21 protein-coding genes and 1 pseudogene are annotated in these 21,862 nt (G+C 70.1%); 14 read left to right on the top strand and 8 right to left on the bottom strand.

Annotation, left to right across the window (positions count from 1 at the left end):
- Positions 1-60 precede the first annotated feature (60 nt).
- Both ABII15_RS00445 and ABII15_RS00440 read right to left on the bottom strand, forming a co-directional pair.
- Positions 61-768, bottom strand: coding sequence for a response regulator (locus ABII15_RS00445; RefSeq protein ID WP_353940199.1), 708 nt, complete (start codon positions 766-768; stop codon positions 61-63).
- Positions 765-2,408: a sensor histidine kinase gene (locus ABII15_RS00440; protein WP_353940198.1), complete on the bottom strand. Its 1,644-nt coding sequence runs from the start codon at positions 2,406-2,408 to the stop codon at positions 765-767. The genes ABII15_RS00445 and ABII15_RS00440 overlap by 4 nt, the downstream gene beginning before the upstream one ends.
- A gap of 215 nt (positions 2,409-2,623) precedes the next feature.
- On the opposite strand from ABII15_RS00440, the gene ABII15_RS00435 reads away from it, so the two are divergent.
- From ABII15_RS00435 to ABII15_RS00425, 3 genes are read left to right on the top strand one after another with little or no spacing between them, the layout of a single operon-like run.
- Positions 2,624-3,439 (top strand): ABC transporter ATP-binding protein, encoded by an 816-nt coding sequence (locus ABII15_RS00435; protein ID WP_353940197.1) that lies wholly within the window; start codon positions 2,624-2,626, stop codon positions 3,437-3,439.
- On the top strand, positions 3,429-4,295 hold the full coding sequence (locus ABII15_RS00430) for an ABC transporter permease (RefSeq protein ID WP_353940196.1): 867 nt from the start codon (positions 3,429-3,431) through the stop codon (positions 4,293-4,295). Before ABII15_RS00435 ends, ABII15_RS00430 begins: the two co-directional genes overlap by 11 nt.
- 38 nt (positions 4,296-4,333) lie before the next feature.
- Positions 4,334-5,392 (top strand): ABC transporter substrate-binding protein, encoded by a 1,059-nt coding sequence (locus tag ABII15_RS00425; protein ID WP_353940195.1) that lies wholly within the window; start codon positions 4,334-4,336, stop codon positions 5,390-5,392.
- Positions 5,393-5,452: 60 nt separating this feature from the next.
- Here the strand turns inward: ABII15_RS00425 and ABII15_RS00420 are convergent, their stop codons facing one another.
- On the bottom strand, positions 5,453-6,502 hold the full coding sequence (locus ABII15_RS00420; RefSeq protein ID WP_353940194.1) for a sodium-dependent transporter: 1,050 nt from the start codon (positions 6,500-6,502) through the stop codon (positions 5,453-5,455).
- Positions 6,503-6,593: 91 nt separating this feature from the next.
- Here ABII15_RS00420 and ABII15_RS00415 point away from each other — a divergent pair, with 91 nt between their 5' ends.
- Positions 6,594-7,418 carry a hypothetical protein gene (locus ABII15_RS00415; protein ID WP_353940193.1) on the top strand — a complete coding sequence of 275 codons (825 nt, stop codon included), beginning with the start codon at positions 6,594-6,596 and terminating at the stop codon, positions 7,416-7,418.
- 23 nt (positions 7,419-7,441) lie between these two features.
- On the opposite strand, the gene ABII15_RS00410 is transcribed toward ABII15_RS00415, so the two are convergent.
- Complete coding sequence (locus ABII15_RS00410; protein WP_353940192.1) at positions 7,442-8,812, bottom strand: HAMP domain-containing sensor histidine kinase; 1,371 nt, start codon at positions 8,810-8,812, stop codon at positions 7,442-7,444.
- Positions 8,809-9,471 carry a response regulator transcription factor gene (locus tag ABII15_RS00405; RefSeq protein WP_353940191.1) on the bottom strand — a complete coding sequence of 221 codons (663 nt, stop codon included), beginning with the start codon at positions 9,469-9,471 and terminating at the stop codon, positions 8,809-8,811. Before ABII15_RS00405 ends, ABII15_RS00410 begins: the two co-directional genes overlap by 4 nt.
- A gap of 69 nt (positions 9,472-9,540) precedes the next feature.
- On the opposite strand from ABII15_RS00405, the gene ABII15_RS00400 reads away from it, so the two are divergent.
- The 3 genes from ABII15_RS00400 to ABII15_RS00390 all read left to right on the top strand — a co-directional run bounded on the left by ABII15_RS00400 (position 9,541) and on the right by ABII15_RS00390 (position 11,523).
- On the top strand, positions 9,541-10,038 hold the full coding sequence (locus ABII15_RS00400; RefSeq protein ID WP_353940190.1) for a hypothetical protein: 498 nt from the start codon (positions 9,541-9,543) through the stop codon (positions 10,036-10,038).
- Between the two features lie 151 nt (positions 10,039-10,189).
- Positions 10,190-10,570, top strand: coding sequence for a BlaI/MecI/CopY family transcriptional regulator (locus tag ABII15_RS00395; protein ID WP_353940189.1), 381 nt, complete (start codon positions 10,190-10,192; stop codon positions 10,568-10,570).
- On the top strand, positions 10,567-11,523 hold the full coding sequence (locus ABII15_RS00390; RefSeq protein WP_353940188.1) for a M56 family metallopeptidase: 957 nt from the start codon (positions 10,567-10,569) through the stop codon (positions 11,521-11,523). Before ABII15_RS00395 ends, ABII15_RS00390 begins: the two co-directional genes overlap by 4 nt.
- A 24-nt stretch (positions 11,524-11,547) precedes the next feature.
- Here ABII15_RS00390 and ABII15_RS00385 read toward each other — a convergent pair whose 3' ends face one another.
- Positions 11,548-12,480 carry a LysR family transcriptional regulator gene (locus ABII15_RS00385; protein WP_353946923.1) on the bottom strand — a complete coding sequence of 311 codons (933 nt, stop codon included), beginning with the start codon at positions 12,478-12,480 and terminating at the stop codon, positions 11,548-11,550.
- Positions 12,481-12,597: 117 nt separating this feature from the next.
- On the opposite strand from ABII15_RS00385, the gene ABII15_RS00380 reads away from it, so the two are divergent.
- The 7 genes and pseudogenes from ABII15_RS00380 to ABII15_RS00350 form a co-directional block, all read left to right on the top strand.
- Positions 12,598-13,578, top strand: a complete 981-nt coding sequence (locus tag ABII15_RS00380) for a fumarylacetoacetate hydrolase family protein (protein WP_353940187.1) — start codon at positions 12,598-12,600, stop codon at positions 13,576-13,578.
- Complete coding sequence (locus ABII15_RS00375; protein ID WP_353940186.1) at positions 13,575-14,531, top strand: cyclase family protein; 957 nt, start codon at positions 13,575-13,577, stop codon at positions 14,529-14,531. Before ABII15_RS00380 ends, ABII15_RS00375 begins: the two co-directional genes overlap by 4 nt.
- A 177-nt stretch (positions 14,532-14,708) precedes the next feature.
- Positions 14,709-15,860 carry an FAD-dependent oxidoreductase gene (locus ABII15_RS00370; protein WP_353940185.1) on the top strand — a complete coding sequence of 384 codons (1,152 nt, stop codon included), beginning with the start codon at positions 14,709-14,711 and terminating at the stop codon, positions 15,858-15,860.
- A gap of 14 nt (positions 15,861-15,874) precedes the next feature.
- Positions 15,875-16,876, top strand: a complete 1,002-nt coding sequence (locus ABII15_RS00365; RefSeq protein WP_353946922.1) for an amidohydrolase family protein — start codon at positions 15,875-15,877, stop codon at positions 16,874-16,876.
- Positions 16,877-16,882: 6 nt separating this feature from the next.
- Complete coding sequence (locus tag ABII15_RS00360) at positions 16,883-17,821, top strand: VOC family protein (protein WP_353940184.1); 939 nt, start codon at positions 16,883-16,885, stop codon at positions 17,819-17,821.
- Positions 17,822-17,888: 67 nt separating this feature from the next.
- Entirely contained in the window at positions 17,889-18,860 is a 972-nt protein-coding gene (locus tag ABII15_RS00355; protein WP_353940183.1) for a fumarylacetoacetate hydrolase family protein, read from the top strand.
- 25 nt (positions 18,861-18,885) lie between these two features.
- Positions 18,886-19,434, top strand: a pseudogene (locus ABII15_RS00350) (oxidoreductase); the annotation flags it as partial.
- A 397-nt stretch (positions 19,435-19,831) separates the two neighbouring features.
- On the opposite strand, the gene ABII15_RS00345 reads toward ABII15_RS00350, so the two are convergent.
- Together ABII15_RS00345 and ABII15_RS00340 are read right to left on the bottom strand one after the other, a co-directional pair.
- Entirely contained in the window at positions 19,832-20,629 is a 798-nt protein-coding gene (locus ABII15_RS00345; protein WP_353940182.1) for a hypothetical protein, read from the bottom strand.
- Between the two features lie 415 nt (positions 20,630-21,044).
- Positions 21,045-21,482, bottom strand: a complete 438-nt coding sequence (locus tag ABII15_RS00340) for a glutaredoxin domain-containing protein (RefSeq protein ID WP_353940181.1) — start codon at positions 21,480-21,482, stop codon at positions 21,045-21,047.
- Positions 21,483-21,862 lie beyond the last annotated feature (380 nt).

Raw genomic sequence — 21,862 nt, 5'->3', positions numbered from 1 at the left:
TCGGATCGGGTTGCCCAAGGAACAGAAGCAGGACGACCGGGAAGCCGGCGGTGACACGGGTCAGGGCCGCGGCGACCGGTCCGCCCGTGCGGCTGTGTACCGGTGCTCGGGACGACCCGCGTCGCCGTAGCGCAGAGACAGGTGAAGCGTTCCGTTGTCCTGGAGGTGGCGCAGATAGCGCTGCGCGGTCGAACGGCTGATCCCCGCCCGCGACGCGACCTCCTGCGCCGACAGCGGGCCGTCCGCCTCGGCCACCACGTGACGGACCAGATCCATGGTCGGGGCGGACCAGCCCTTGGCCTGCGCCTGGGGCGCGCTCGCCGGAGTGCGGACAGCCCCGAAGATACGGTCGATCCGCTGCTGCCCCGTGCCGGTCCGTTCGCTCGCGGCACGGAGGGTCCGCCGCAGTTCCGCGTAGCTCTCCAGACGGGAACGAAGCCCTTCGAACGTGAAGGGCTTGACCAGGTAGTGCAGCACGCCGTACCGGAGAGCCGCCTCGACGACCTCGACATCCTGGGCGGCCGTGACCATGATGACGTCGCTGCGCAGGCCACGCTGCCGCATCGCGCGCACGAGGTCGAGTCCGGTCCGGTCGGGCAGGTAGTGGTCCAGGAGCAGGAGGTCCACCCGCTGTCTCTCCAGTACCTGTAGGGCCTGGAGCGCTGTGTGAGCCGTGCCCAGTACACGGAAGTCGGCCACCTTGTCCACATAGGCGGCGTTGATCTCGGCGACGTGGAAGTCGTCGTCGACGACCAGGACTTCGATCATGAGGGATCTCCTGCCAGGACGCTCCGCGAGGCGGTGGCCGGCGGTTTCGAGACGATGTCGGGAAACGTGACGGTGAAGACGGCGCCGCCACCGGCGCGGGCGGCGATGCGGGCGGCGCCGCCGTAGCGTTCCGCCAGGCTGCGGACCATGGGAAGGCCCAGGCCGCGGCCGCGATGCGCCGGGGACTGCTTGGTCGTCCACCCTTCGTCGAAGATGGAGTCGCGCAGGTCCACCGGCACGCCCGGCCCGTTGTCGCTGACGCGGATCACGACCGTGGCGTTCTCGACGAACACCTCGACCTCCACGACGGGACGGTCGGCGCGGTCGCCGCCCACCGCGTCCAGGGCGTTGTCGATCAGATTGCCCAGCACCGTGACGACATCGCGGCCGTCGATCAGCCCGACCGGAAGGTGCGTCCGGTCGGAGAGCCGCAGCGCCACGCCGCGCTCCGACGCGATCGCCGACTTGCCCACCAGCAACGCCGACACCATGGGGATGCGTATCCGCTCCGTGACGGCCGCGGCGGACGCCCGTCGCGCGCGCGTGAGTTCGGCGACGTAGTCGCGTGCCCGTCCCGTCATGTCGAGTTCCAGGTATCCGAGGACGGTGTGCAACCGGTTCGCGTGCTCGTGGTCCTGGGCGCGCAGCGCGTCCAGGAGGCCCTTGATGGAGTCGAGTTCCCGGCCGAGCAGTTCGACCTCGGTCCGGTCCCGCAGCGTGACGACGGAGCCTCCGTCCTGCATGGGCATGCGGTTGGCGATCAGAACCCGGTTCTCGCGGACGGTCAGCAGGTCACGACCGGTCACCTGGCCGGCGATCACGTCGCGGGAGCGCCCCGGCGGAAGGACATCGTCCAGGTCGCGCCCCTCCGCGTCGTCGGCGAGAGCGAGGAGGCGTGCGGCCTCGTCGTTGACCAGGCGCACCTTCTCGTGTTCGTCCAAGGCGATGACCCCTTCACGTACGGCGTGCAGCATGGCCTCGCGTTCCGACAACAGCGCGGAGATGTCGCGGCCCGAGACACCGTGCGTGCGCTTGCGCAGGGTCCGCGCCACCAACAGGGCGGCACAGGCGCCGACCGCCAGGGCCGTACCGGCGTACCGCAGCAGACCGGGCAGCGCCCCGAACAGTCGTTCCTGCACACCGGAGTAGGCGATCCCGACCGAGACCGCGCCGATGACGTCGTTCGCGTGGTCGCGCAGCGGCACCTTGGCCCGCGCCGATGTGCCGAGCGTTCCGCGGTCGATCTGCAGGATGACGTGGCCGTGCAGGGGAACGGACGGATCCGTCGACACACGCCGCCCCACTTCCCTCTCGTCCGTGTGGGACCAGCGAATGCCGCGCAGGTCCATCACCACCACGTACAGGGCGCCCGTGGCGGTACGCGTCCGCTCCGCCTGCCGCTGCACCGGCCCCCGCGGGTCGGGCTCACTGCTCAGCAGTCCCCGCACGATGTCCGGATCCGCCGCCGTCGTCTGCGCGATGGCCAGCGCCTGGTGCTCGGCCTGATCGTCCAGCTGGGTACGCAGGGGTTGCAGGAACAGGCCGGTCAGGAGCAGGAGTACGCCCATGGTGATGAGCAACTGCGCGATCAGCACCTGAGCGAACACCTGCCTCGGCCAGCCGATGCGCAAGCGCGCCACGATGACACCTGCCTTCGGGGAACTCGCCCGTGCGATCGGACGTTTCGCCGGGGTGAACGCACAGTAACCGGCGACGTTTCGGCCGGGGAAGAGCCCTGCCCCACGTGAGGGCGACGGCCGTCGGCACAATGAGCAGAATGGCTCCCAACAGGCGGAACCAGCGGTTGCGGGCCAAAACTTCCCTCCGCTGAGCGGCGTTCCTAACGTTCCGCGGCATGACAAGCCAATCCAGTCCCGCCATCGAACTCCGCGGGGTCCGCAAGGCGTTCCGCACCCCCTCCGGGGCCCCGCACACCGCTGTGCGCGATCTCGATCTGACCGTGGAGCAGGGCGAGTTCGTGGCCGTCGTCGGTCCGACCGGCTGCGGAAAGTCCACCACCCTCACGCTCGTCAGCGGCCTGGAGGAACCGACCGAGGGCGAGGTGATGCTGTCCGGCACGCCGGTGCGCGGCATCGACGACAAGGTCGGCTTCGTCTTCCAGCAGGACGCCACGTTCCCCTGGCGCACCGTCCTGTCCAACGTCATGGCCGGCCCGCGTTTTCGCGGCGTGCCCAAGGCGGAGGCGAAGGAGAAGGCCCGGGAGTGGCTGGCCCGCGTCGGACTGACCGCCTTCGAGGACCGCTACCCGCACCAGTTGTCCGGCGGTCAGCGCAAGCGCGTCGCCCTCGCCTCCACCTTCGTCAACGACCCGTCCATCCTGCTCATGGACGAGCCGTTCTCCGCCCTCGACGTGCAGACCCGGGCGCTGATGTCGGACGAGTTGATGGAGCTGTGGGCCGGCACGGGCTCCTCGGTCGTCTTCGTGACGCACGACCTGGAGGAGTCCATCGCGCTGGCCGACAAGGTCGTCGTCATGACCGCGGGACCGGCCACGGTCAAGGAGGTCTTCACCATCGACCTGCCGCGCCCCCGCCGCGTCGAGTCCATCCGCCTGGAGCCGCGCTTCGTCGAGATCTACCGGGAGATCTGGTCCTCCCTCGGCGAAGAGGTCCGCATCACGCGCGAAAGGGGCGCGCAGAATGTCGCCTGACACCCACACCGTCGCCGCCCCCACCGCCCCGGCCAAGCCCGGACGCGGCGAGGAACGCGCCCGCGCCGCACGCAGGCGCCGCGGCATCGTCCTGCTGTCGCGGGCCGCCGTCCTGGTCTTCGTACTCGGCATCTGGGAGTGGTTCTCCCGAGCGGGGATCATCGACCCGTTCAACTTCTCCATGCCGTCGAAGATCTGGGACCAGATCCAGCAGTGGGCGCTGCACGGCACACCGCAAGGATCGCTGGCCGAGCAGATCTGGTACACGCTCTACGAGGCGCTGCTCGGCTGGGTCATCGGCGTCATCGGCGGTGTCGTCCTCGGCATCGCGCTCGGCCGGGTCCGCTTCCTCGCCGACGTCATGGGCCCCTACATCAAGGTCCTCAACGCGCTGCCCCGGATCGTCCTCGCCCCGATCTTCCTCATCTGGTTCGGCCTGGGCCCGGCCTCCAAGGTCGCCTCCGCGGTCGTCCTCGTCTTCTTCCCGGTCTTCTTCAACGCCTTCCAGGGGGCCCGCGAGGTCGACCGTCACCTCATCGACAACGCCCGCATCCTCGGCGCCCGCGACCGGCAGGTCACCTTCCAGGTCGTCATCCCCGCCGCGACCTCGTGGATCTTCACCAGTCTCCACGTCAGCTTCGGCTTCGCCCTCATCGGCGCCATCGTCGGCGAGTACATCGGCGCCACCAAGGGCATCGGCCTGCTCGTCTCCGCGTCCCAGGGCACGTTCAACTCCGCCGGGGTCTACGCGGCCATGGTCATCCTCGCCGTCGTCGCGCTGCTCGCCGAAGGCCTGCTCACCTTCCTGGAGAAACGGCTCTTCCGCTGGAAGCCCGCCGACAGCGAAGCCCGCTGACCCCGCCCCTCCACCGCTCACCCTCTCAGGAGCCGTACATGTTCCGTCGCACTCTGACGACCAGAATCACCACCACGACCGTCGCGTTGGCCGCCCTCGCCGCCCTGGGCGGGTGTGCCGACGAGGTCTCCTCGTCCTCCACCGACGGCGGCGGGGGAGGCGGCAAGGGCGCCAAGGTCAAGATCATGGTGGGAGGCATCGACAAGGTCATCTACCTGCCGGCGATGCTCGCCCAGCGCCTGGGCTACTTCAAGGACGAGGGCCTGAACATCGAACTGCTCAGCGAGCCGGCCGGAATCGACGCCACGACGTCCCTGGTCGCCGGGAACGTCCAGGGAGTCGTCGGTTTCTACGACCACACCCTGGACCTGCAGACCAAGGGCAAGCAGGTCGAGTCCGTGGTCCAGCTCGCCCAGACACCCGGCGAGGTCGAGATCGTCTCGAACAAGGCGGCCGCCGACCTCAAGTCGCCCAAGGACTTCTCCGGGAAGAAGCTCGGTGTCACGGGCCTGGGGTCCTCCACCGACTTCCTGACCAAGTACCTCGGTGTCCACGACGGCGTCTCCACCGACAAGTTCACCAACGTCGCCGTGGGCGCGGGGCAGACCTTCATCTCCGCGCTCCAGAAGGGCTCGATCGACGGCGGCATGACCACCGACCCCACCGTCGCCCAGATCCTCGACAAGAAGATCGGCAAGGTGCTGATCGACATGCGTACCCCCGAAGGCTCCCGACGGGCGCTCGGCGGGCTCTATCCCTCCTCCAGCCTGTACATGAACACCGACTGGGTGAACTCCCACAAGGAGACGGTGCAGAAGCTCGCCAACGCCTTCGTACGCACGCTCAAGTGGATGTCCTCGCACAGCGCCAAGGAGATCGCGGCGAAGATGCCCAGCGACTACGCACAGGGCGGTGAGGGACTCTACGCCCAGGCGATCGACAGCACCCTGCCGATGTTCACCAAGGACGGGACGATGCCGGCCGAGGGGCCTGCCACGGTGCAGCGCGTCCTGAAGTCCTTCAACCCGAACCTGAAGAACGCCACGATCGACCTGAAGAAGACCTACACCACCGAGTTCACCAGCAAGGCCAAGTAGGCCCCGGGCCGGGAGGATCACCGTTCCGCGGATCCTCCCGGCAGGCGCGGCCCGCAGGCCTCATGACAGGGAGGGCAGGGGGCGTGTCCTGCGCACCACGAGGTTCGCGGCGCTCTTCTGCACCAGGCCGTACACCAGCACCGGCAGGAGGAGGTACGGCTTGCTCGGCACGGCCGCGCTGATCAGCACGGCCCCCGCACTGCTGTTGCTCATGCCGCAGGCCAGCGCCAACGACGACCGTCCGCTGCTGCTCAGGCGCAGCGCCGCACCCGCGACGTGCCCCAGCAGGAAGGACGCGCCGCACATCGTCGCCGCCACGACGATCCCGGAGACGATGAGCAGCGGCCGCGGATGCGCCAGACAGGGCGCCAGCGCACTGCTCGCGTTGATGTACGTGGTCACCACGGAGGCCAGCAGCGCCACCGCGGCGAAGGCATCGCCGAGAAGTGCTCCCCGGGCGGCGGGCAGCACACTGCGCAGCACGAAGCCCGCCGCGCACGGGAGCACGATGCTGGAGAGGGCCACGCCGTTTCCGGCCGCCGTGGCCGCGAAGGAGAGCGCGTCCGCCGCGTGGGCGGGAAGCAGCAGAGCCAGCGCGCCGATCAGGAGCGGAGTGGTCAGCGGACTGAGCACCGTGGAGCCCAGCACCGTGGCGACCATCGTCGGTTGATCGCCCTCGCCCTTGGCGGTCCACACCGTGGCGTTCGCCGCCACGGGCATCGCCATGATCAGCACGAGCGACGTGATGATGCCGCTGCCGTGATCGGAGTCGGGCGTCTGTCGCAGCAGCACCACCAGCACCGGGATGAGCACCAGGGGAAGCGCCAGGCGCAGCCCCAGCGCCGCGACCACACTGTAGGGCCGCCGTAACAGCCCCCTGAGCGCCGTGAACCGGATCTGAAAGCCGGCGGAGAACAGCAGCGTCCCGAGCAGGACCGGTGGTACGTGGATCGCCAGGCCCGCATCGCCGGCCACGAGCGCATGCGGTCGGCGCAGCCAGAGCCCCGGCAGGGGGAGAACGAGCGCGGCCGCGTACGAGGCCACGACCACACGGCCCAGACGACCGCGCAGCCAGGCCGCGAAGCCCGACGCATGACGCAGAAGGTTCATCGCCACATCCTGATCAGCATGTCTCCTGCGGCAGGGGCGGACACGGACGGCAGTCAGGATGCGTTCAGGTAGCCGATGGCACCGTCGCGCCATGACATACGACTCGCAGCCCACCACGTCCGACGCCGCACCGCGCCACAGCTCCGCCCCGCCCCGGCCGGCGGTCCGCAACAAGGTGCCCGAGGTCACCGCGTACTTCTGGATCATCAAAGTCCTCTGCACGACCGTGGGGGAGACCGCGGCGGACCTGCTCGCGGAGAAGGCGGGGCTGGGGCTGACCGGCGTCTCCGCGCTCATGAGCCTGCTGTTGGGGGTGGTCCTCGTCGCCCAGTTCCGCACCCGTGCGTACCGCCCGGGTGTGTACTGGCTCGCCGTCGCGCTGATCAGCGTCGTCGGGACCCTGATCAGCGACAACCTGACCGACAACATGGGCGTACCTCTCGAGGTGAGCACAGCCGTGTTCGCCGTGCTCCTCGCCGCCGTCTTCCTGATCTGGTACCGGAACGAGCGGACACTGTCCATCCACAGCATCGACACCACGCGCCGCGAGGCCTTCTACTGGCTGGCCGTCCTGTTCACGTTCGCGCTGGGCACCGCCGCGGGAGACCTCGTCGCCGAGCGCCTGGGCCTCGGCTACCTCAACTCGGTCGTGGTCTTCGCGGCGCTGATCGCGGCCGTGGCGGTCACCCGCTTCAAGCTGGGAGTGAACGCCGTGGCGGCCTTCTGGATCGCCTACGTCCTGACCCGCCCCCTGGGAGCCTCCATGGGTGACTACCTCTCCCAGCCGGGCGCCGACGGAGGTCTGGGACTCGGCACGGTGGTGACCAGCGTGCTCTTCCTCGCGGTGATCCTGGCCCTGGTCGTCTATCTCTCCGTCACGTGCAAGGACGCGCCGCTCGACGACCCGGAGAGCTGAGTCGCGGCCGCGCGGGACGCCGATCAGCCCGGCACTTCTACGACGAAGCAAGCCCCTTCGCGGCAGGTGGCGTCGTGCCGCACGGTGCCGCCCGCCGAGCGGGCCAGCCGCAGGACCAGCGACAGCCCGAGTCCGGCGCCGTCGTGTCCGTCGTCCGGACAGGCGCGACGCCCCGGGAGGAACAGATACGGCACGAAGGCCTCGGGGACCCCGGGGCCGTCGTCGGTGACTTCGATGCGCACGCCAGGGCGGGCCGGCCGCGCCGAGAGCGTCACGTTCGCCCGCGCGTAGCGCACCGCGTTGGCGTGCAGCGGGCTGAGAAGGCGCTCCAGAAGAGCCTCGGGCACATCGGCCCGCAGTTCCGGATCCGCCCGGACCGTCGTCCGTACGCCGGGCCGCGCCCCCGCTTCGGCCAGCCGATCGAGCACGGTCCCCACCTGACTCGTACCGGGAACCGTGCTCGGCCCGGTGGCGCCGGCGCGGGAGTCCGCCAGCAAGGTGTCGCAGATCGCCTGCATGGACGCGGCGGCGTCCGCGATGGCCGCCTGCGCGGACCGGGTCTCCGCAGCGCTCCGCGGACGCGCCCGCAGCAGTTCGAGCTCGCCCACGATGCGCGCCAACGGGGTGCGCAGTTCGTGCGACAACTCCGCGGTGAGCTGCCGCTCGTGACGCAGCATCGTGCGTATCCGGTCCAGGAGGGCGTCGAGGGACGCGCCCAGCCCGAACAACTCCCGCGGCGCGGTGTCCGAGGCGAAGCGGATCGGCGAGGACACCGCACTCCACCGGGCCGCCTGGTCGGTCATCGTCGCGACGGGACGCAGCGCCCGTCCGACGGACATCCGTGTCAGCACGTAGGTGCAGGCGAGCATGACGGCACCGAACCCGGCGGTCCAGGCCAGCAGGGTGTCCGCCGAATCGGCGTACGGGGCGAGCGAGAGCGCCGCGACCGCCCGCACCGAGGGGAGGTGCGAGGAGACCGCGTCGGCGCACAACCGCCAACCCGCGCTGTTCCCCGAGGGCCGGACCGTGGCACAAGCGGGGTGGTGCAGGAGAGAGAGCCGTTCAGCCGCTCGCGCCAGTTCCGGGCCGCGCCCGACGCCGGACGGCTGCTCGACCGTCCGGGACCCGTCGTACACCCATACGTTCGAGTCGAGGATCTCGTCGTTCGCGCTCTCCCGGACGCGCACCCGCCCGCCGGACGTGTCCACGGTCGCGGAGACCGCGGCGACGGTGCCGCGCAGTCTGTCGTCCGCCTGCGCCTGGAGCTGCCGGAACACGGCCACGTGGAACACCAGGAGGAGAACCACGGTCAGCAGCGTGGCCGTGGTGACGGCGACCAGAGCCAGGCGCCCCCGCAGAGTAGGGGGCACAAGGAAGCGCGGCGGACGCGTCATGACAGCTGGCATCCGACACCGCGCTGCGTACGGATCGTCCGGCTGCTCCCCGCCGCGCGCAGCTTGCGGCGCAACCTGCTCACGTACTGGTCCAGCGTGTTGTCGCTGACCCACGCGCCCTCCGGCCACCCGACGCGGAGCAGTTCCCGGCGGCGTACGAGGGAGCCGTCGGCCGCCACCAGAGCGGCCAGCAGCCGAAACTCGGTCGGTGACAGGGGTACGTGCTGCCCGTGGACGTGCACGTTGAGCGAGACCGGGTCCACCTCGATGCCCGACGGCCCTTCGCCGCGCTCGACGACTGCTCGCCTGAGCAGCGCGGTCGTACGGGCGATGAGCTCACTGAGATGGAAGGGCTTGCAGAGATAGTCGTCACCGCCTGCCGAGAAGCCGGACAGGCGATCCGTGAGGTGGCCTCGGGCGGTGAGGAAGATGACCGGAGCGCGGACGCCCCTCGCGCGCATGGCCTGGCACACGTCACGGCCGTCCGAGTCGGGCAGCCCCACGTCCATCACCACCGCGCCGATCTCCGCCGAGGCCAGTCGCAGCGCTGTCGCGCCGTCCGGCGCCTGAACCGTCTCGAATCCTTCCTCGGCGAACCCGCGCCGCAGCACGTCGCGCAGGGCATGGTCGTCCTCCACGACGAGAATCTTGTGCGGCACCGGCTGCTCCGTGGCGTTGGCGAATGACGGACGACGGCCATTGTCTACTAGTCTGTAGACGAATAGGGTGTGATCGCCGCAGCGCAACCCGTCGGGCCGGTCCGCCGCCGGCAGGCCGGTGCTGGTGTGGTTCAGCTGTTCATGTCGACTGGGGGCGGGGATATGTACAGGTCGCCCGAGCGGAGCGCCGCGCGCATTCGGCAGGACCAGCAGGCCGACCCCGGCCTCACCGTGTCGGAGCTGGCGCAACGGCACAGGGTGTCGCGCAGGATCGTCGAGGAGGCGCTGGGGCGCGAACCCGCTCCGCCTCCGGCTCGTCACAGGGCCCCCAGGCTCATGGACCCGGTCGCCGGTTTCCTCGACGAGATCCTTCGGCGCGAGGCCCGAGGGGAAGAGGCCGCCCACTCCATCCGGAGGATCCTGCAACGGCTGGCGGACGAAGCGGAGTTCACCGCGGCATCGCACTCCACGGTGCGCGACCATGTCCGCAGGCGGCGCCAGGAGATCCAGGCGGAGACGGCCGGGAACACCTCGCCGCGCACAAGCCACGATTCGTCCCACGGGTGACGCGGAAGGCCCGGGACGAGACCGCGCTGTCGGGATCTGCCCGGCCCGGGCGCGCCCGAGCCGGACGTTCGACGAAGGCCGTCGAGGGGAGACCCCGGGCACCTGGGAACGCGCGTCCGTACACCCGCGCCCATCTGCCAGAATGCGAGCCATGACTGAGCAGCAGGGCGACCGTCGGCCTTCAGGAGAACTCGAAGCCAGCATCCTGGCCGCCCTGTGGGCTGCCGCCCGGCCGCTCACCCCCGGTCAGGTGCGTGACGCCCTCGACGCCGGGCTCGCGCGCACCACGGTGACGACGATCCTGACGCGCCTCCTCGAGAAGGGTGTGGTGCACCGCGCCCGCCAGGGACGCGGGTACGCCTATGCCCCGGTCACCGACGACTCCGGACTCCACGCACTGCGCATGCACGCGGAACTCGACCGGGGCGAGGACCGGGGCAGCGTCCTCGCCCGATTCATCTCGGACCTCAAACCCGAGGACGAAGCCATGCTCCGAGCTCTCCTGGAAGGCGACGAGGAGCCGAAGCCGTGATCTACGCGGTATGGCTTCCCCTCCTCGCTCCTCTCTTCGCCGTCCCCGCGCTGCGCCATGCCGCTGCCTGGCTGGCGCCGCGCCGCGCCGCATGGGTCCTGCTCGTCGGCACGGTACTGCTCGCCTGTTGCAGCACGATCGCGGTCAGCGCCCTCGTCGTGTTCGGGCTCTTCCAACTGGAGGCCGTCGCCGCGGTCGTCGATGTCCGTCCCCAGCAGATCTCCGGATACGCGACGTCGGCTCTGTGGGCGGCACCGGTGGCGTGTGCGGCGCTGCTCGTCGGAAGCGCGCAGGTCGTTCGCATCATGAGCCGTCATCACCGCGAAGTCCGCGCGGAGCGGCAGGCCATCGGCCCGGCGGGCAGTGAACTGTCCGTACGCCCCGACGATTTCCCGTACGCCTACGCACTTCCCGGGCGCCGCGGCGAGCCCGGCCACATCGTCGTCAGCTCCGCGATGCTGCGGACCCTGCCGCCGGGGGAGCGGGAGGCGCTCTTCGCCCATGAACGCGCACACCTCTCGGGCGGACACCACCGCTTCCTCGCGGCGAGCCAGCTCGCCGCACGCCTGCACCCCGCCCTCCTCGGCCTGCGCGATCCTCTGACGTACGCGCTGGAACGCTGGGCCGACGAAGACGCCGCTCGCGCGGTGGGCGACCGGAAACTGGCCGCACGGGCGATCGGCCGCGCGGCCCTCGCGGCACACGACTCCAAGAGCCCGGCCGCGCGGCGCGGCGCGATCCTGGCCACGGCGGGCGGCGCCGTGCCCCGCCGGGTCAAGGCCCTCATCGAGCGCGAGCAGCAGGACCCGCCGCTCTGGAGTCGCTGCTGGCGTGCGGCGGTCGCAGCCGCTCTGGTCTGTGGCCTTGCCGGGACCGTCGCCATGACCGCGGACGCCGTCGAGGACCTGCACTTGAACGTGCGCATCGCACAGGGCGACGCAGTGTCCCCGTGACCGGTCGCTGCGACTGACCATGACTCAACCGGCACGAACCTCCGGGCGCGCGACGGCCGCGAGCGTGGCCCCGACCTCCTCCGCCCTGCGCCGCAGCCAGATGTGCGCGGCGTCCTGGGCGTGCACCGGATGCCACCACAGGACTTCTTGCACGGGAACCGCCTCGAAGGGGCACGGCAGGACACGCACGGCGGCCGAGCGCACGGCCCGGCGGGCCAGACGTTCCTGGATCATGGCGATCCGCCGGGTGCCCTCCACCATGTGCGGCAGCAGCTGGAACGTCTGCACGGAGACCTCCACGCGCGGACTGATGCCGAGCATGCTGAGCTGCCGGGCCGCGGGGGCGTCGTAGGGGCGCTGGTAGACGGCCCAGGGCAGGCCGGCGAGGTGTCCGAGGGTGAGTTCGTCGCCGATCCCGGGGTGGTCGTCGGCGACGATGCAGACCCAGCGGTCGGAGTAGAGGCCGACGGTGGGGAAGCCGTCGATGATGCCGTGCGGCATGAGCAGCCCGTCGACGGTACTGAGTGCCGTCGCGGGGTTCTCCACGACCGACGGCGCGGTCTGCTGGAACGTGAGGCGGACACCCGGCGCCTCCTCGTGCAGCGCGCGCGAGAGCGCGGCCCCGAAGACCGACGCCCCGTAGTCGGAGGCGAGCAGCGTGAACTCCCGCGTCTCGGTGGCCGGATCGAAATCGGCCTGGCTCGAGAAGAGCCGCTCCAGGAGATCGCACGCGGTGGCGCTGCGATCCCGCAGGGCCGCACCGAGCGGGGTCAGCTCGTACGTGCTCCCGGTGCGGGCCAGCAACTCATCGCCGAAATGGCGCCGCAGGCGGCCGAGCGCCGAGCTCATGGCGGGCTGGCTCAGGCCGATGCGCTCACCGGCGCGCGTCACATTGCGTTCCTCCAGCAACGCCCGGAGCGCGACCACCAGATTCAGGTCCAGCCGGGGAACGCTCACCGCGTGCCGCCGGCCGACAGTGGCATTCGCGTCATGGATGGCTCCCATACAAAAGATTGATTTCCGCGATCTTTCGCCGCGGGCCAGAGTAGACGCAACTCAGCGGGAGGAAATCTCATGGCACCACTGGCGCAACCTGCGGGCCCGTTCGCGCTCGGCACCTTCTCCGCCCTGTCGGGGCCGTCCTTTCCCGGTCTGGTCGCCGATGGACGGGTGGCCGATCTCAGCGGCTGCCTGGACGGGGCGCCCCGCACGCTGCGAGAGGTGCTGGAACGCTGGGAGCACCACCTCCCGGCCCTGCACACCCTCGCGGGCGATGCCGCGCTCGACTGGCGGGATCTGGAGGAACTGCGGGTGCACGCACCGGTCGAGCCGCGCCAGGTCTTCCAGTCCGGCGCCAACTACCGCCGGCACGTGATCGATCTCGAAATCGCCCATCGCGCGCCCGACGACCCCCGCACCGTCGAGGAGGCGCGGGCCGAGGTCGCGGAGCTCATGGACCGCCGGGCGGCGGAGGACCTGCCGTACGTCTTCATCGGCCTGCCGAGTGCGATCACCGGTCCGTACGACGACGTCGTGCTGCCCTCGTGGGCCGAGAAGCCGGACTGGGAGCTGGAGCTGGCCGCGGTCATCGCCAAGCCGGCCCACGGGATCGCGGTCGAGGAGGCGATGGAGTACGTCGCCGGCTACACGATCGCCAACGACCTCACCGACCGGGCCGGCGTCTTCCGCCGGGACATGCCCGCCATCGGCACGGACTGGCTGCGCAGCAAGAACGCCCCGGGCTTCACCCCGCTCGGCCCCTACCTCGTACCGGCCGAGTTCGTCGCCGACCCGGACGACCTGCGCGTCACGCTGAAGCTGAACGGCGAGACGATGCAGGACGAGTCCACCAAGGACATGATCTTCAACGTGGCGCGGATGGTGGCCTACGCGTCCCGGACGGCCCGACTGCTGCCCGGGGACCTGGTGCTGACCGGTTCCCCGGCCGGCAACGGCATGCACTGGGGCCGCCTGCTGCGCGACGGTGACGTGATGGAAGGCGCCATCACCGGCCTCGGTGTTCAGCGCACCCGCTGTGTCAAGGAGGACGCATGAACCGCGACGACCCCGAGGGCGCGATCGCCCAGGCCGCCAAGGCGTGCTCCAACTGGGGGCGCTGGGGCGAGGACGACCGGATCGGCACCCTCAACTTCCTCGACGACGCGAAACGCCGGGAAGGCGCAGCGCTCGTCCGGCGCGGCGCCAGTTTCTCCCTCTCCCAGCGTTTCGACATGGAGGGTCCGCAGAACGGCTGGCGACGCCGGACGAACCCGGTGCACACCATGCTCGACACCGGAGCCGACGCGGCCCTCGGCAACCAGGGCTTCCCGCACGGCCTCGGCGGCGCCGACGACGTGATCGCGATGCCGCTGCAGTGCTCCACGCAGTGGGACGGCCTCGGCCACATCTTCGACCACGGCAGGGCCTGGAACGGCCGGGACGCCGCGACCACCGTCACCTCCGCGGGCGATCTGGTCACCGGCATCGAGCACATGGCCCCGTACGTCGCCGGACGCGGCGTCCTCCTCGATGTCGGCCGGGTCGTGGGCGAGGACGGCGAGCTGCCCGACGGGTTCGCCGTCACTGAGGAACACCTCGCCGCGACGGTCGCGGCGCACGGTGTGGCGGTGGGCCGGGGCGACCTCGTCGTCGTGCGCACCGGACAGCTCAGCCGCGTACGGCGGGCGGGCTGGGGCGACTACGCCGGCGGCCCCGCACCCGGCCTGTCGTTCACCACCGCGGGCTGGCTGCACTGCACGGAGATCGCCGCGATCGCCACCGACACCTGGGGCTTCGAGGTCCGCCCCAACGAGTTCGACCACGCGTTCCAGCCGCTGCACCAGGTCGTCATCCCCCACATGGGCCTGCTGATCGGCGAGATGTGGGACCCGGACGCACTCGCCGCCGACTGCGCCGACGACGGCGTGTACGAGTTCTGGCTCACCGCCGCCCCGCTGCCCATCACCGGCGCCGTCGGCTCCCCGGTGAACCCCATCGCCGTCAAGTAGCCACCGGCCGGTCAGACCCGAGGCCGCTCGGATGCACGCGTCGCGGAAAGCCGCGGCGCATCTCCCCGGGCTCCTCCAAGTGGAGCCCGCCAATTGTCAGTTGCCCGTCACGACAGACGGGTGAGCCGTGTCCAAGCCGCCCGGTGCCGTGCGGCCCGACCTCGTGAGGACCCCGAGATGACAGACCTCCACCCCCGGCCTCGTTCCGTACTCGTCGTCGGAGGAGGCGCCGCGGGCAACGCCGTCACCATCCTGCTGCGCCGCGCCGGCATCGCCGTGGAACTGATCGAGGCCAGGCCCGACTGGAACGCGACCACGGGATCGGGCATCACTCTCCAGGGCAACGCTCTGCGCGTCCTGCGCGAACTCGGCGTCTGGGAGCACGTGGAACGAGCCGGGTTCTCCTTCGGGTCGGTGGGCGTCACCGCCCCCGACGGCACCGTGCTCTTCGCGTCCGACGACATCAGGACCGGGGGAGAGGACCTGCCTGCCACCGTCGGCATGCAGCGCCCCCGGCTCCAGCGGATCCTCATCGACGCCGTACGTGCGTCGGGTGCCACGGTGCGCCTCGGCACGACCGCGCACTCCTTCACCCAGGACGCCGACAGCGTGACCGTCCGGTTCCACGACGGCACCGAAGGCCGCTACGACCTGGTCATCGGCGCCGACGGACTCCGATCGGCGACCCGGACGGCCATCGGCATCGCCGACAGACCCGAGCCGACCGGCATGGCGATCTGGCGCGTCGCCGTCCCGCGCCCGGCCGGCGTCACCCGCACCGACCTCGCGTACGGCGGCCCGGCCTACATCGCCGGCTACTGCCCGACGGGCGAGAACACCATCTACGCGTACGTCGTCGAGGACAACCGCGACCGAGCGTCGATCCCGCCCGACTCCTACGCCGACGAGATGCGCCGCCTCACCGCCGGCTACGGCGGCCAGTGGCCGGACATCACCCGGAACATCACCGACTCGTCGAAGATCAACTACACGTGGTTCGACCGGCACTTGGTGGAGGGACCGTGGCACCGCGGCCGGGTGGTCCTCATCGGGGATGCCGCGCATTGCTGTCCGCCCACGCTCGCCCAGGGCACGGCGATGTCCCTGGAGGACGCCTCCGTCCTGGCCGAACTGCTCACCACCCGCGCCGACGGGGACGGCTCCCTCGACGACTTGCTCACCGAGTTCCGCGCGCGCCGCCTGCCGCGTGTCCGCACCGTCGTCGAGGCGTCCGTCCAGCTCGGGCAGTGGCTGCTCGACGGCGTGCGGGACGCGGACGTGCCCGGCCTGATGGAACGCACCATGACCGCCCTGAAGGAACGCCCGTGACCGCCGGTACTCCCATGGTCGACGTCCACGCCCACGTCCTCCTGCCGGAGATCGAGGAGGCCGTCGCCGACCGGCCCGGCCTGGCCGGGGCACGCGATCTCGATGCCCGCCGCAACGGTGCCGCCGCGATGGGCGTGAACGGGCCGATGGTGGGTGCGCGCATCCCCCGTCTGACGGACCCCGCCGTCCGGCTGGCCGCGATGGACACCCAGGGTGTCGATGTCCAGCTCGTGAGCCCGTCCCCGTCGCACTACCACTACTGGGCGGAGCCCGAACTGGCCCGACACATCTGCCAGTTGGCGAACCGGGGGACCGCAGCCCACTGCGCCGAGGCCCCGGACCGCCTCCTCGGCCTGGGGCTGGTGCCCCTGCAGCATCCCGGGGCTGCGGCAGGACTTCTCGATCATGCGCTGGCGCAGGGCCTGCTCGGTGTCGAGATCTCCTCGCACGCACCGGACCCCGCCGGAGACCGCGACATCGAACTGTCCGACCCGCGACTGGAGGGCTTCTGGGCGCGCGCCGAGAAAACCGGCGCGCTGATCCTCGTACATCCCTTCGGCTGCACGCTCGACGAACGTCTTGACCAGTGGTACCTGTCCAACTCGGTGGGGCAGCCGACCGAGAACGCCGTCGCGCTCTCCCACCTCATCTTCTCCGGCGTCCTCGACCGGTACCCCGCCCTGAAGGTCATCGCCGCGCACGGCGGCGGCTACCTGCCCACGCACATCGGCCGCGCCGACCACGCCTGGCGGGTACGCCCCGACGCGCGAGGCTGCCGCCAGGAACCGAGCAGCTATCTGAAGCGGCTCTACTTCGACTCGCTCGTCCATGACCCCTACGTCCTGCGGGAGTTGGTGCGGGTCGCAGGCGCGGACCGTGTTCTTCTCGGCTCCGACTTCCCCTTCGACATGGGCAGCGAGGACCCCCTCGGCGCCCTGCGCGAGGCAGGACTGCCCGACGCCGCCCTCCACGCCATAGGCGGTGGCAACGCCGCCACCCTCCTGAGGAAGGACTGATCCACCATGAGCGGACGCCTGCTCACCCACCTGCGCCACGTCGACCTGGCCGTGCCCGACTACGACAAACAGCTCGACTTCTACGCCGGAATCTGGGGCCTGACCAAGGTCGAGGAGGACTCCGGCATCGCGTTCCTCGCGGCGGAGGGAAGCCCTGAGCGCTACGTGATCCGGTTGCGCAGGGCGGCGGAGAAGCGCCTCGACCTCGTCTCGTACGGGGCGGCCTCGGCCGCCGACGTGGACACGCTCGCCGAACAACTCCACTCCGGTGGTGTGCAGTTGATATCTCAGCCCGGGACGATCGACACGCCCGGAGGCGGATACGGGTTCCGCTTCTTCGACGTCGACGGCCGCACGATCGAGGTGTCCGCCGACGTCGAGGTGCGCCGGCACCGCAAGGTCGAGGAGAAGGAGGCCATCCCCGTCAAACTCTCCCACGTGGTCCTCAACTCCCCGGACCTGAACCGCACGCGCGCGTGGTACGAACGGCACCTCGGCTTCGCGCTCTCCGACACACTGTCCTCGCCCCACATGGGGGAGGTCATGCACTTCATGCGGATCTCGAACCAGCATCACTCGATGGCGATCGCGCAGGGCCCGCACACGTCCCTGCACCATGTCTCGTTCGAGATGCGCGGCCTGGACGAGTACATGCGTGGCTCCGGACGTGTGATGCGGGCCGGACACCAGAAGATCTGGGGGCCGGGCCGGCACATGGCCGGTGACAACACCTTCACGTACTTCCTCGACCCGCACGGCAACACCGTCGAGTACACGACGGAACTGGAACTGCTCGACGAGGACACCTGGCACCCGCACGTCTACGACTTCTCGCAGCCCGAGGTCACCGACCAGTGGGGCACGGCGAACCCGATGAACGAACTCGTCGCCAAGGAGTCCTTCAACGACCCCGACCGCGGCGTCTTCATCGCCCCGCCGGTCTGACCGACTCCGCCCCGACCACCCCGTCCACGCCCCGCCCCTGTTGCCCTCGCCGCCAGGAGAACTCCTCATGCGCTTCGCCGCCTACCTCCACCGTGAACGCCGGCACGTGGCCGTCGTCGGGGACGACGGCACCCTGCATCCCGTGCCCGGAGTCCGCACCCTGAACGGCCTCCTGGCCGAGGGCACCGGCCTGCCGTCATTGCTGGACACGGGCGCTGCCGCACGCGATGCGCCGCCGGGCCCGCACGTTTCCGAGGTGCGGCTCCTGGCGCCCCTGGAGCCCGCGTCGATCAGGGACTTCGTCACCTTCGAGGAGCACGTCGAAGGCGTACGCCGATCAGTCGACGGCGCTGCCGGAGTGCCCGAGCAGTGGTACGCCGCGCCGACGTTCTACTTCACCAACCCGCACGCGGTGTTCGGACCGGGCGCCGGCATCCCGATGCCGCCCGGATCGACCGTTCTGGACTACGAACTCGAAGTCGCCGCCGTCATCGGCCGCGAGGGCCACGACCTCACCCCGGAACGGGCCCGCGACCACATCATCGGCTACACGGTCTTCAACGACTGGTCCGCCCGCGATCTGCAGTCCGCCGAGATGCGGGTGGGCCTCGGCCCCTGCAAGGGCAAGGACACGGCCGGCACGCTCGGCCCGTACCTCGTCACGGCCGACGAACTGGAGCGGTACCGCGACCACGAAGGCTTCCTGCGCCTCGCCCTCACCGCCCGGGTCAACGGTGAGATCGTCGGCGAGGACCTGCTGTCCAACATGAGCTGGACCTTCGAGGAGATGATCGCCTACGCCTCGCGCGGCACCCGCGTCGTCCCCGGCGACGTCCTCGGCTCGGGCACCTGCGGCAACGGCGGATGCCTGGCCGAACTCTGGGGACTGCGCGGTGAGCGGACCCCGCCGCCCCTGAAGGCCGGGGACACGGTCACCCTCACGGTCGAGGGCATCGGCACCCTGACGAACACCGTGGTTCCCGGAGCGGAGCCGGTGACCATCGCGACAGGGCGGCCACGCGGCAGGGAACGACCGTGAACCCGATGACGGACCGGCACTCCTCCTCTATCCGCTCCTGACCGCCGCCTCCGACGGTGCGCGTGTCGTCGTCAACAGCTCGGCCGGGCACACCCTGACCGGCATCCGCTGGCACGACCCGCACTTCCGTACCGGCTACGACAAGTGGCTGGCCTACGGCCAGGCCAAGACCGCCAACGCCCTGTTCGCCGTTCACCTCGACGCCGTGGGAAAGGGCGATGGCGTACGGGCGTTCGCTCTGCATCCCGGCAAGATCATCACAGGGCTCCAGCGCGAGATGACGCTCCAGGCACAGATGGACCGGGGCTGGGTGGACGAGCGCGGCAATGTCATCGGCGACGGTTTCAAGACTCCCTCCCAAGGAGCCGCCACCGGTCTGTGGGCCGCCACGTCCCGGGCCCTCGAAGGACGCGGCGGCCTCTACCTTGAGGACTGCGACGTCGCCCGGGTCACCGCACCTGGCACCGCCATGGATGACGGCGGCGTCCGCGCCTACGCCGTCGACCCGGACGAGGCGGCCCGACTGTGGGACCTGTCCCTCGCCGCGACCGGCGCCACACCGATCCCCCGGTGAGCCCGCGCTCGGCGCATGCCGTGCTGGCCGCCGCAGTGACGGGCAGCACGGTGCGGGCCGTCCCCGAACTTTCGTACCTGGACGCTGAGCTGGAGGGCCCTCCTCACGGCCGACAACCGTGATCAGCTTGTCTGGCTGGACGAGCGGGAGGCGGAGACGAAGGTCGTCCTTGAACGGGTGGAGTTCCTCTGCCGCGTCTCCGAGGGACTGGCGGAGCGTGGAGCCTTCCAGCCCAAGGATCTACGTGCTCTTGGGGCCTGACCGCGCAGAAGAGCCCGGGAATCGAATGCCGCATGTCAATGGCCTACGTGGCTGTGAGCGATGGCGGGGTGTCAAGAGTGCCCGAGGTCGTCAGTGATGCCGCTGCGGGCATTGACGACCTCTCCGGCCGGAGTTGTCAGGCGGTCGGGGCGTCCCTCTTCGAGATGGCCATATAGGCGACCAGCCCGATGATGGCGACTGCCCAGGAGAGAGTGACCGGCCCGAGACCCATCGCGAGGCCTGCGCGGTTGTGCGGCAGGGCCATCCAGTCCGCCAGGGAAGCGCCCAGTGGCCGTGTGATGACGTACGCGCCCCAGAACGCGGCCACCGCACCCAGCAGGCCGGATCGGTGCAGGACGGCTGGGATGCAGATGGCGACGGCGAACAGCACGGCCGAGCCGAGATAGCGAAGGCCGGCGGAGGCGGTCAGGTCGCCGGCCGCGGTGCCCAGCGCGAAGGTGGACAACACGGCGGCCCAGTAGAACAACTCCCGACGCCGCGAGTCGATGCGGTGAATGGACAGCGTCCGCTCACTCGCGTACCACCAGCCGAACACGACGGCCAGCACGAGTGCGAAGAACGGTGTGGATATGGCGTACGGGACACCGAGGGCGACGTGCAGCACATCGGCGGCCATGGTGCCGAACACGCTGACCATGACGATCCCGGTCCAGTAGATCCACGCCACATACCGGCGCAGCGAGAACTGAAGAACCAGGGACACGACGAATCCGAGCCCCCCGATCCCGACGGCCAGGGCCGGGTTGAGGGCCTTGGCCAGGAAATCGGACGCGGTCTCGCCCATGCCTGTGGTCAGTACCTTGATGATCCAGAAGTAGACCGTCACCTCGGGAACCTTGTTCGCCGTGCGGCGGACAAGATCTGGGGCGAGGGGGTGGTCGTCGCGGTGGTCGAGGACGTGCTCTGCGTTCATGGCCCGCACGATGACACGGCGGACGCCCCGCACCCAGGCCCTCTTTACCAGGGCTTTTCGGCTCCTGGATCGGGTGTTTCCTCAACTGGCTGCGAACCTGAAAGGATCCTGAACGCCGCCTGCTGCCGCCTGGTTGCAAAGGCCCGTCGGCTGATAGGAAGAGCAGTCGACAGCACGGCGCAACTGCAGGCGAACGGCGTGCGTGTGAAGAGAACAGCCCGCGCCGTCCTCGGCAGACGCGTCCATGGCCGTCTCGGCCTGCCCCTGCCGTTCGAACAGTGCGGCGTTCTCGAAGGGGCGCGTGACCCTCGGCGTTGCAGATCTCCTGCGTCATCCTGAACAACGAGCTGGGCCTGTCTCCTGCCTCCGGTGCCTTGGAGTCTGCGGGCACCCCTCCGGTAGTCGTGGTTTCTGATCACGCTGAAGGAGGGAGCCGTTCGCGCACCCATGCAGGATCGGGGTTGGTGTGTGGCCGCCCCGCCAGGACGACGGTCGGCACGGTCTCGTTGCCGTCGTTGGCTGCTCTCACCGCTGCGGCTGCTGCCGGGTCGCGCCAGATGTTGACCCAGTGCAGTTGGCGGGCGCTGCGACCCAGCCGGATGCGCAGTCGTATGCAGTACTGGCAGCCCGGCCGCCAGAAGACGACTGGCCGGCCGTCGACCGCGCTGCGGCGTTGCGCCTCCAGCGCGCCGATCGACCTCGGGAAGATCAGAGGCGAGTTCACGCCGGCGAACGCCAGGAACGCAAGCAGGAGTGCTGCGGCTGCGCCCGGGCTCCCGCCGAAGATCAGTCCAGTCGCAACTGCCAGGCCGCAGAGCACAAACAGCATCGGCAAGACCCACGCGCGCATCATGGTGATGCAGGCTACCGATGAGCCGAACTGCTCCTCGAACGAGGTCGTTCACCTGAGTGTTCACCGAACGTCGAGGCGCCCTTCGTCTTGACCGGCGCACCTCGGCCGGGACGCATGATCGTGCGGAGGTCGCCCGCGTGTCCGTAACAACAGCCCATCCAGAGATCAGGGTCGAGTGATGTTCGAGCACCACTGAGCAGGCCGGGCGGCAACCAACGAGGCCTGCATGCGGCATCCGACAACGAGCGCACACCTCAGCGCCGTTGATCATTTTATGAGGAGTTCTCAGTGATCGAGCGATGATCGGTCGTGGCGACGGACCCGCAAGGGCGGTCTGCTGTCGGGGGCTGAGCAGTACAACACGCGCTCGGCTGAGAATT

The sequence above is a fragment of the Streptomyces sp. HUAS MG91 genome (assembly GCF_040529335.1).
Taxonomy (GTDB): Bacteria; Actinomycetota; Actinomycetes; order Streptomycetales; family Streptomycetaceae; genus Streptomyces; species Streptomyces tabacisoli.
This window is presented reverse-complemented; position numbering and strand designations above follow the sequence as displayed.

What these genes read in the sequence shown, in the direction of transcription:
- ABII15_RS00420 (WP_353940194.1), bottom strand. Translation starts at nt 6,502, where the DNA reads ATGAACCTTCTGCGTCATGCGTCGGGCTTCGCGGCCTGGCTGCGCGGT.
- ABII15_RS00370 (WP_353940185.1), top strand. Translation starts at nt 14,709, where the DNA reads ATGACAGACCTCCACCCCCGGCCTCGTTCCGTACTCGTCGTCGGAGGA.
- ABII15_RS00445 (WP_353940199.1), bottom strand. Translation starts at nt 768, where the DNA reads ATGATCGAAGTCCTGGTCGTCGACGACGACTTCCACGTCGCCGAGATC.
- ABII15_RS00425 (WP_353940195.1), top strand. Translation starts at nt 4,334, where the DNA reads ATGTTCCGTCGCACTCTGACGACCAGAATCACCACCACGACCGTCGCG.
- ABII15_RS00380 (WP_353940187.1), top strand. Translation starts at nt 12,598, where the DNA reads ATGGCACCACTGGCGCAACCTGCGGGCCCGTTCGCGCTCGGCACCTTC.
- ABII15_RS00340 (WP_353940181.1), bottom strand. Translation starts at nt 21,482, where the DNA reads ATGATGCGCGCGTGGGTCTTGCCGATGCTGTTTGTGCTCTGCGGCCTG.
- ABII15_RS00415 (WP_353940193.1), top strand. Translation starts at nt 6,594, where the DNA reads ATGACATACGACTCGCAGCCCACCACGTCCGACGCCGCACCGCGCCAC.
- ABII15_RS00435 (WP_353940197.1), top strand. Translation starts at nt 2,624, where the DNA reads ATGACAAGCCAATCCAGTCCCGCCATCGAACTCCGCGGGGTCCGCAAG.
- ABII15_RS00360 (WP_353940184.1), top strand. Translation starts at nt 16,883, where the DNA reads ATGAGCGGACGCCTGCTCACCCACCTGCGCCACGTCGACCTGGCCGTG.
- ABII15_RS00430 (WP_353940196.1), top strand. Translation starts at nt 3,429, where the DNA reads ATGTCGCCTGACACCCACACCGTCGCCGCCCCCACCGCCCCGGCCAAG.
- ABII15_RS00355 (WP_353940183.1), top strand. Translation starts at nt 17,889, where the DNA reads ATGCGCTTCGCCGCCTACCTCCACCGTGAACGCCGGCACGTGGCCGTC.
- ABII15_RS00365 (WP_353946922.1), top strand. Translation starts at nt 15,875, where the DNA reads ATGGTCGACGTCCACGCCCACGTCCTCCTGCCGGAGATCGAGGAGGCC.
- ABII15_RS00375 (WP_353940186.1), top strand. Translation starts at nt 13,575, where the DNA reads ATGAACCGCGACGACCCCGAGGGCGCGATCGCCCAGGCCGCCAAGGCG.
- ABII15_RS00410 (WP_353940192.1), bottom strand. Translation starts at nt 8,812, where the DNA reads ATGACGCGTCCGCCGCGCTTCCTTGTGCCCCCTACTCTGCGGGGGCGC.
- ABII15_RS00395 (WP_353940189.1), top strand. Translation starts at nt 10,190, where the DNA reads ATGACTGAGCAGCAGGGCGACCGTCGGCCTTCAGGAGAACTCGAAGCC.
- ABII15_RS00345 (WP_353940182.1), bottom strand. Translation starts at nt 20,629, where the DNA reads ATGAACGCAGAGCACGTCCTCGACCACCGCGACGACCACCCCCTCGCC.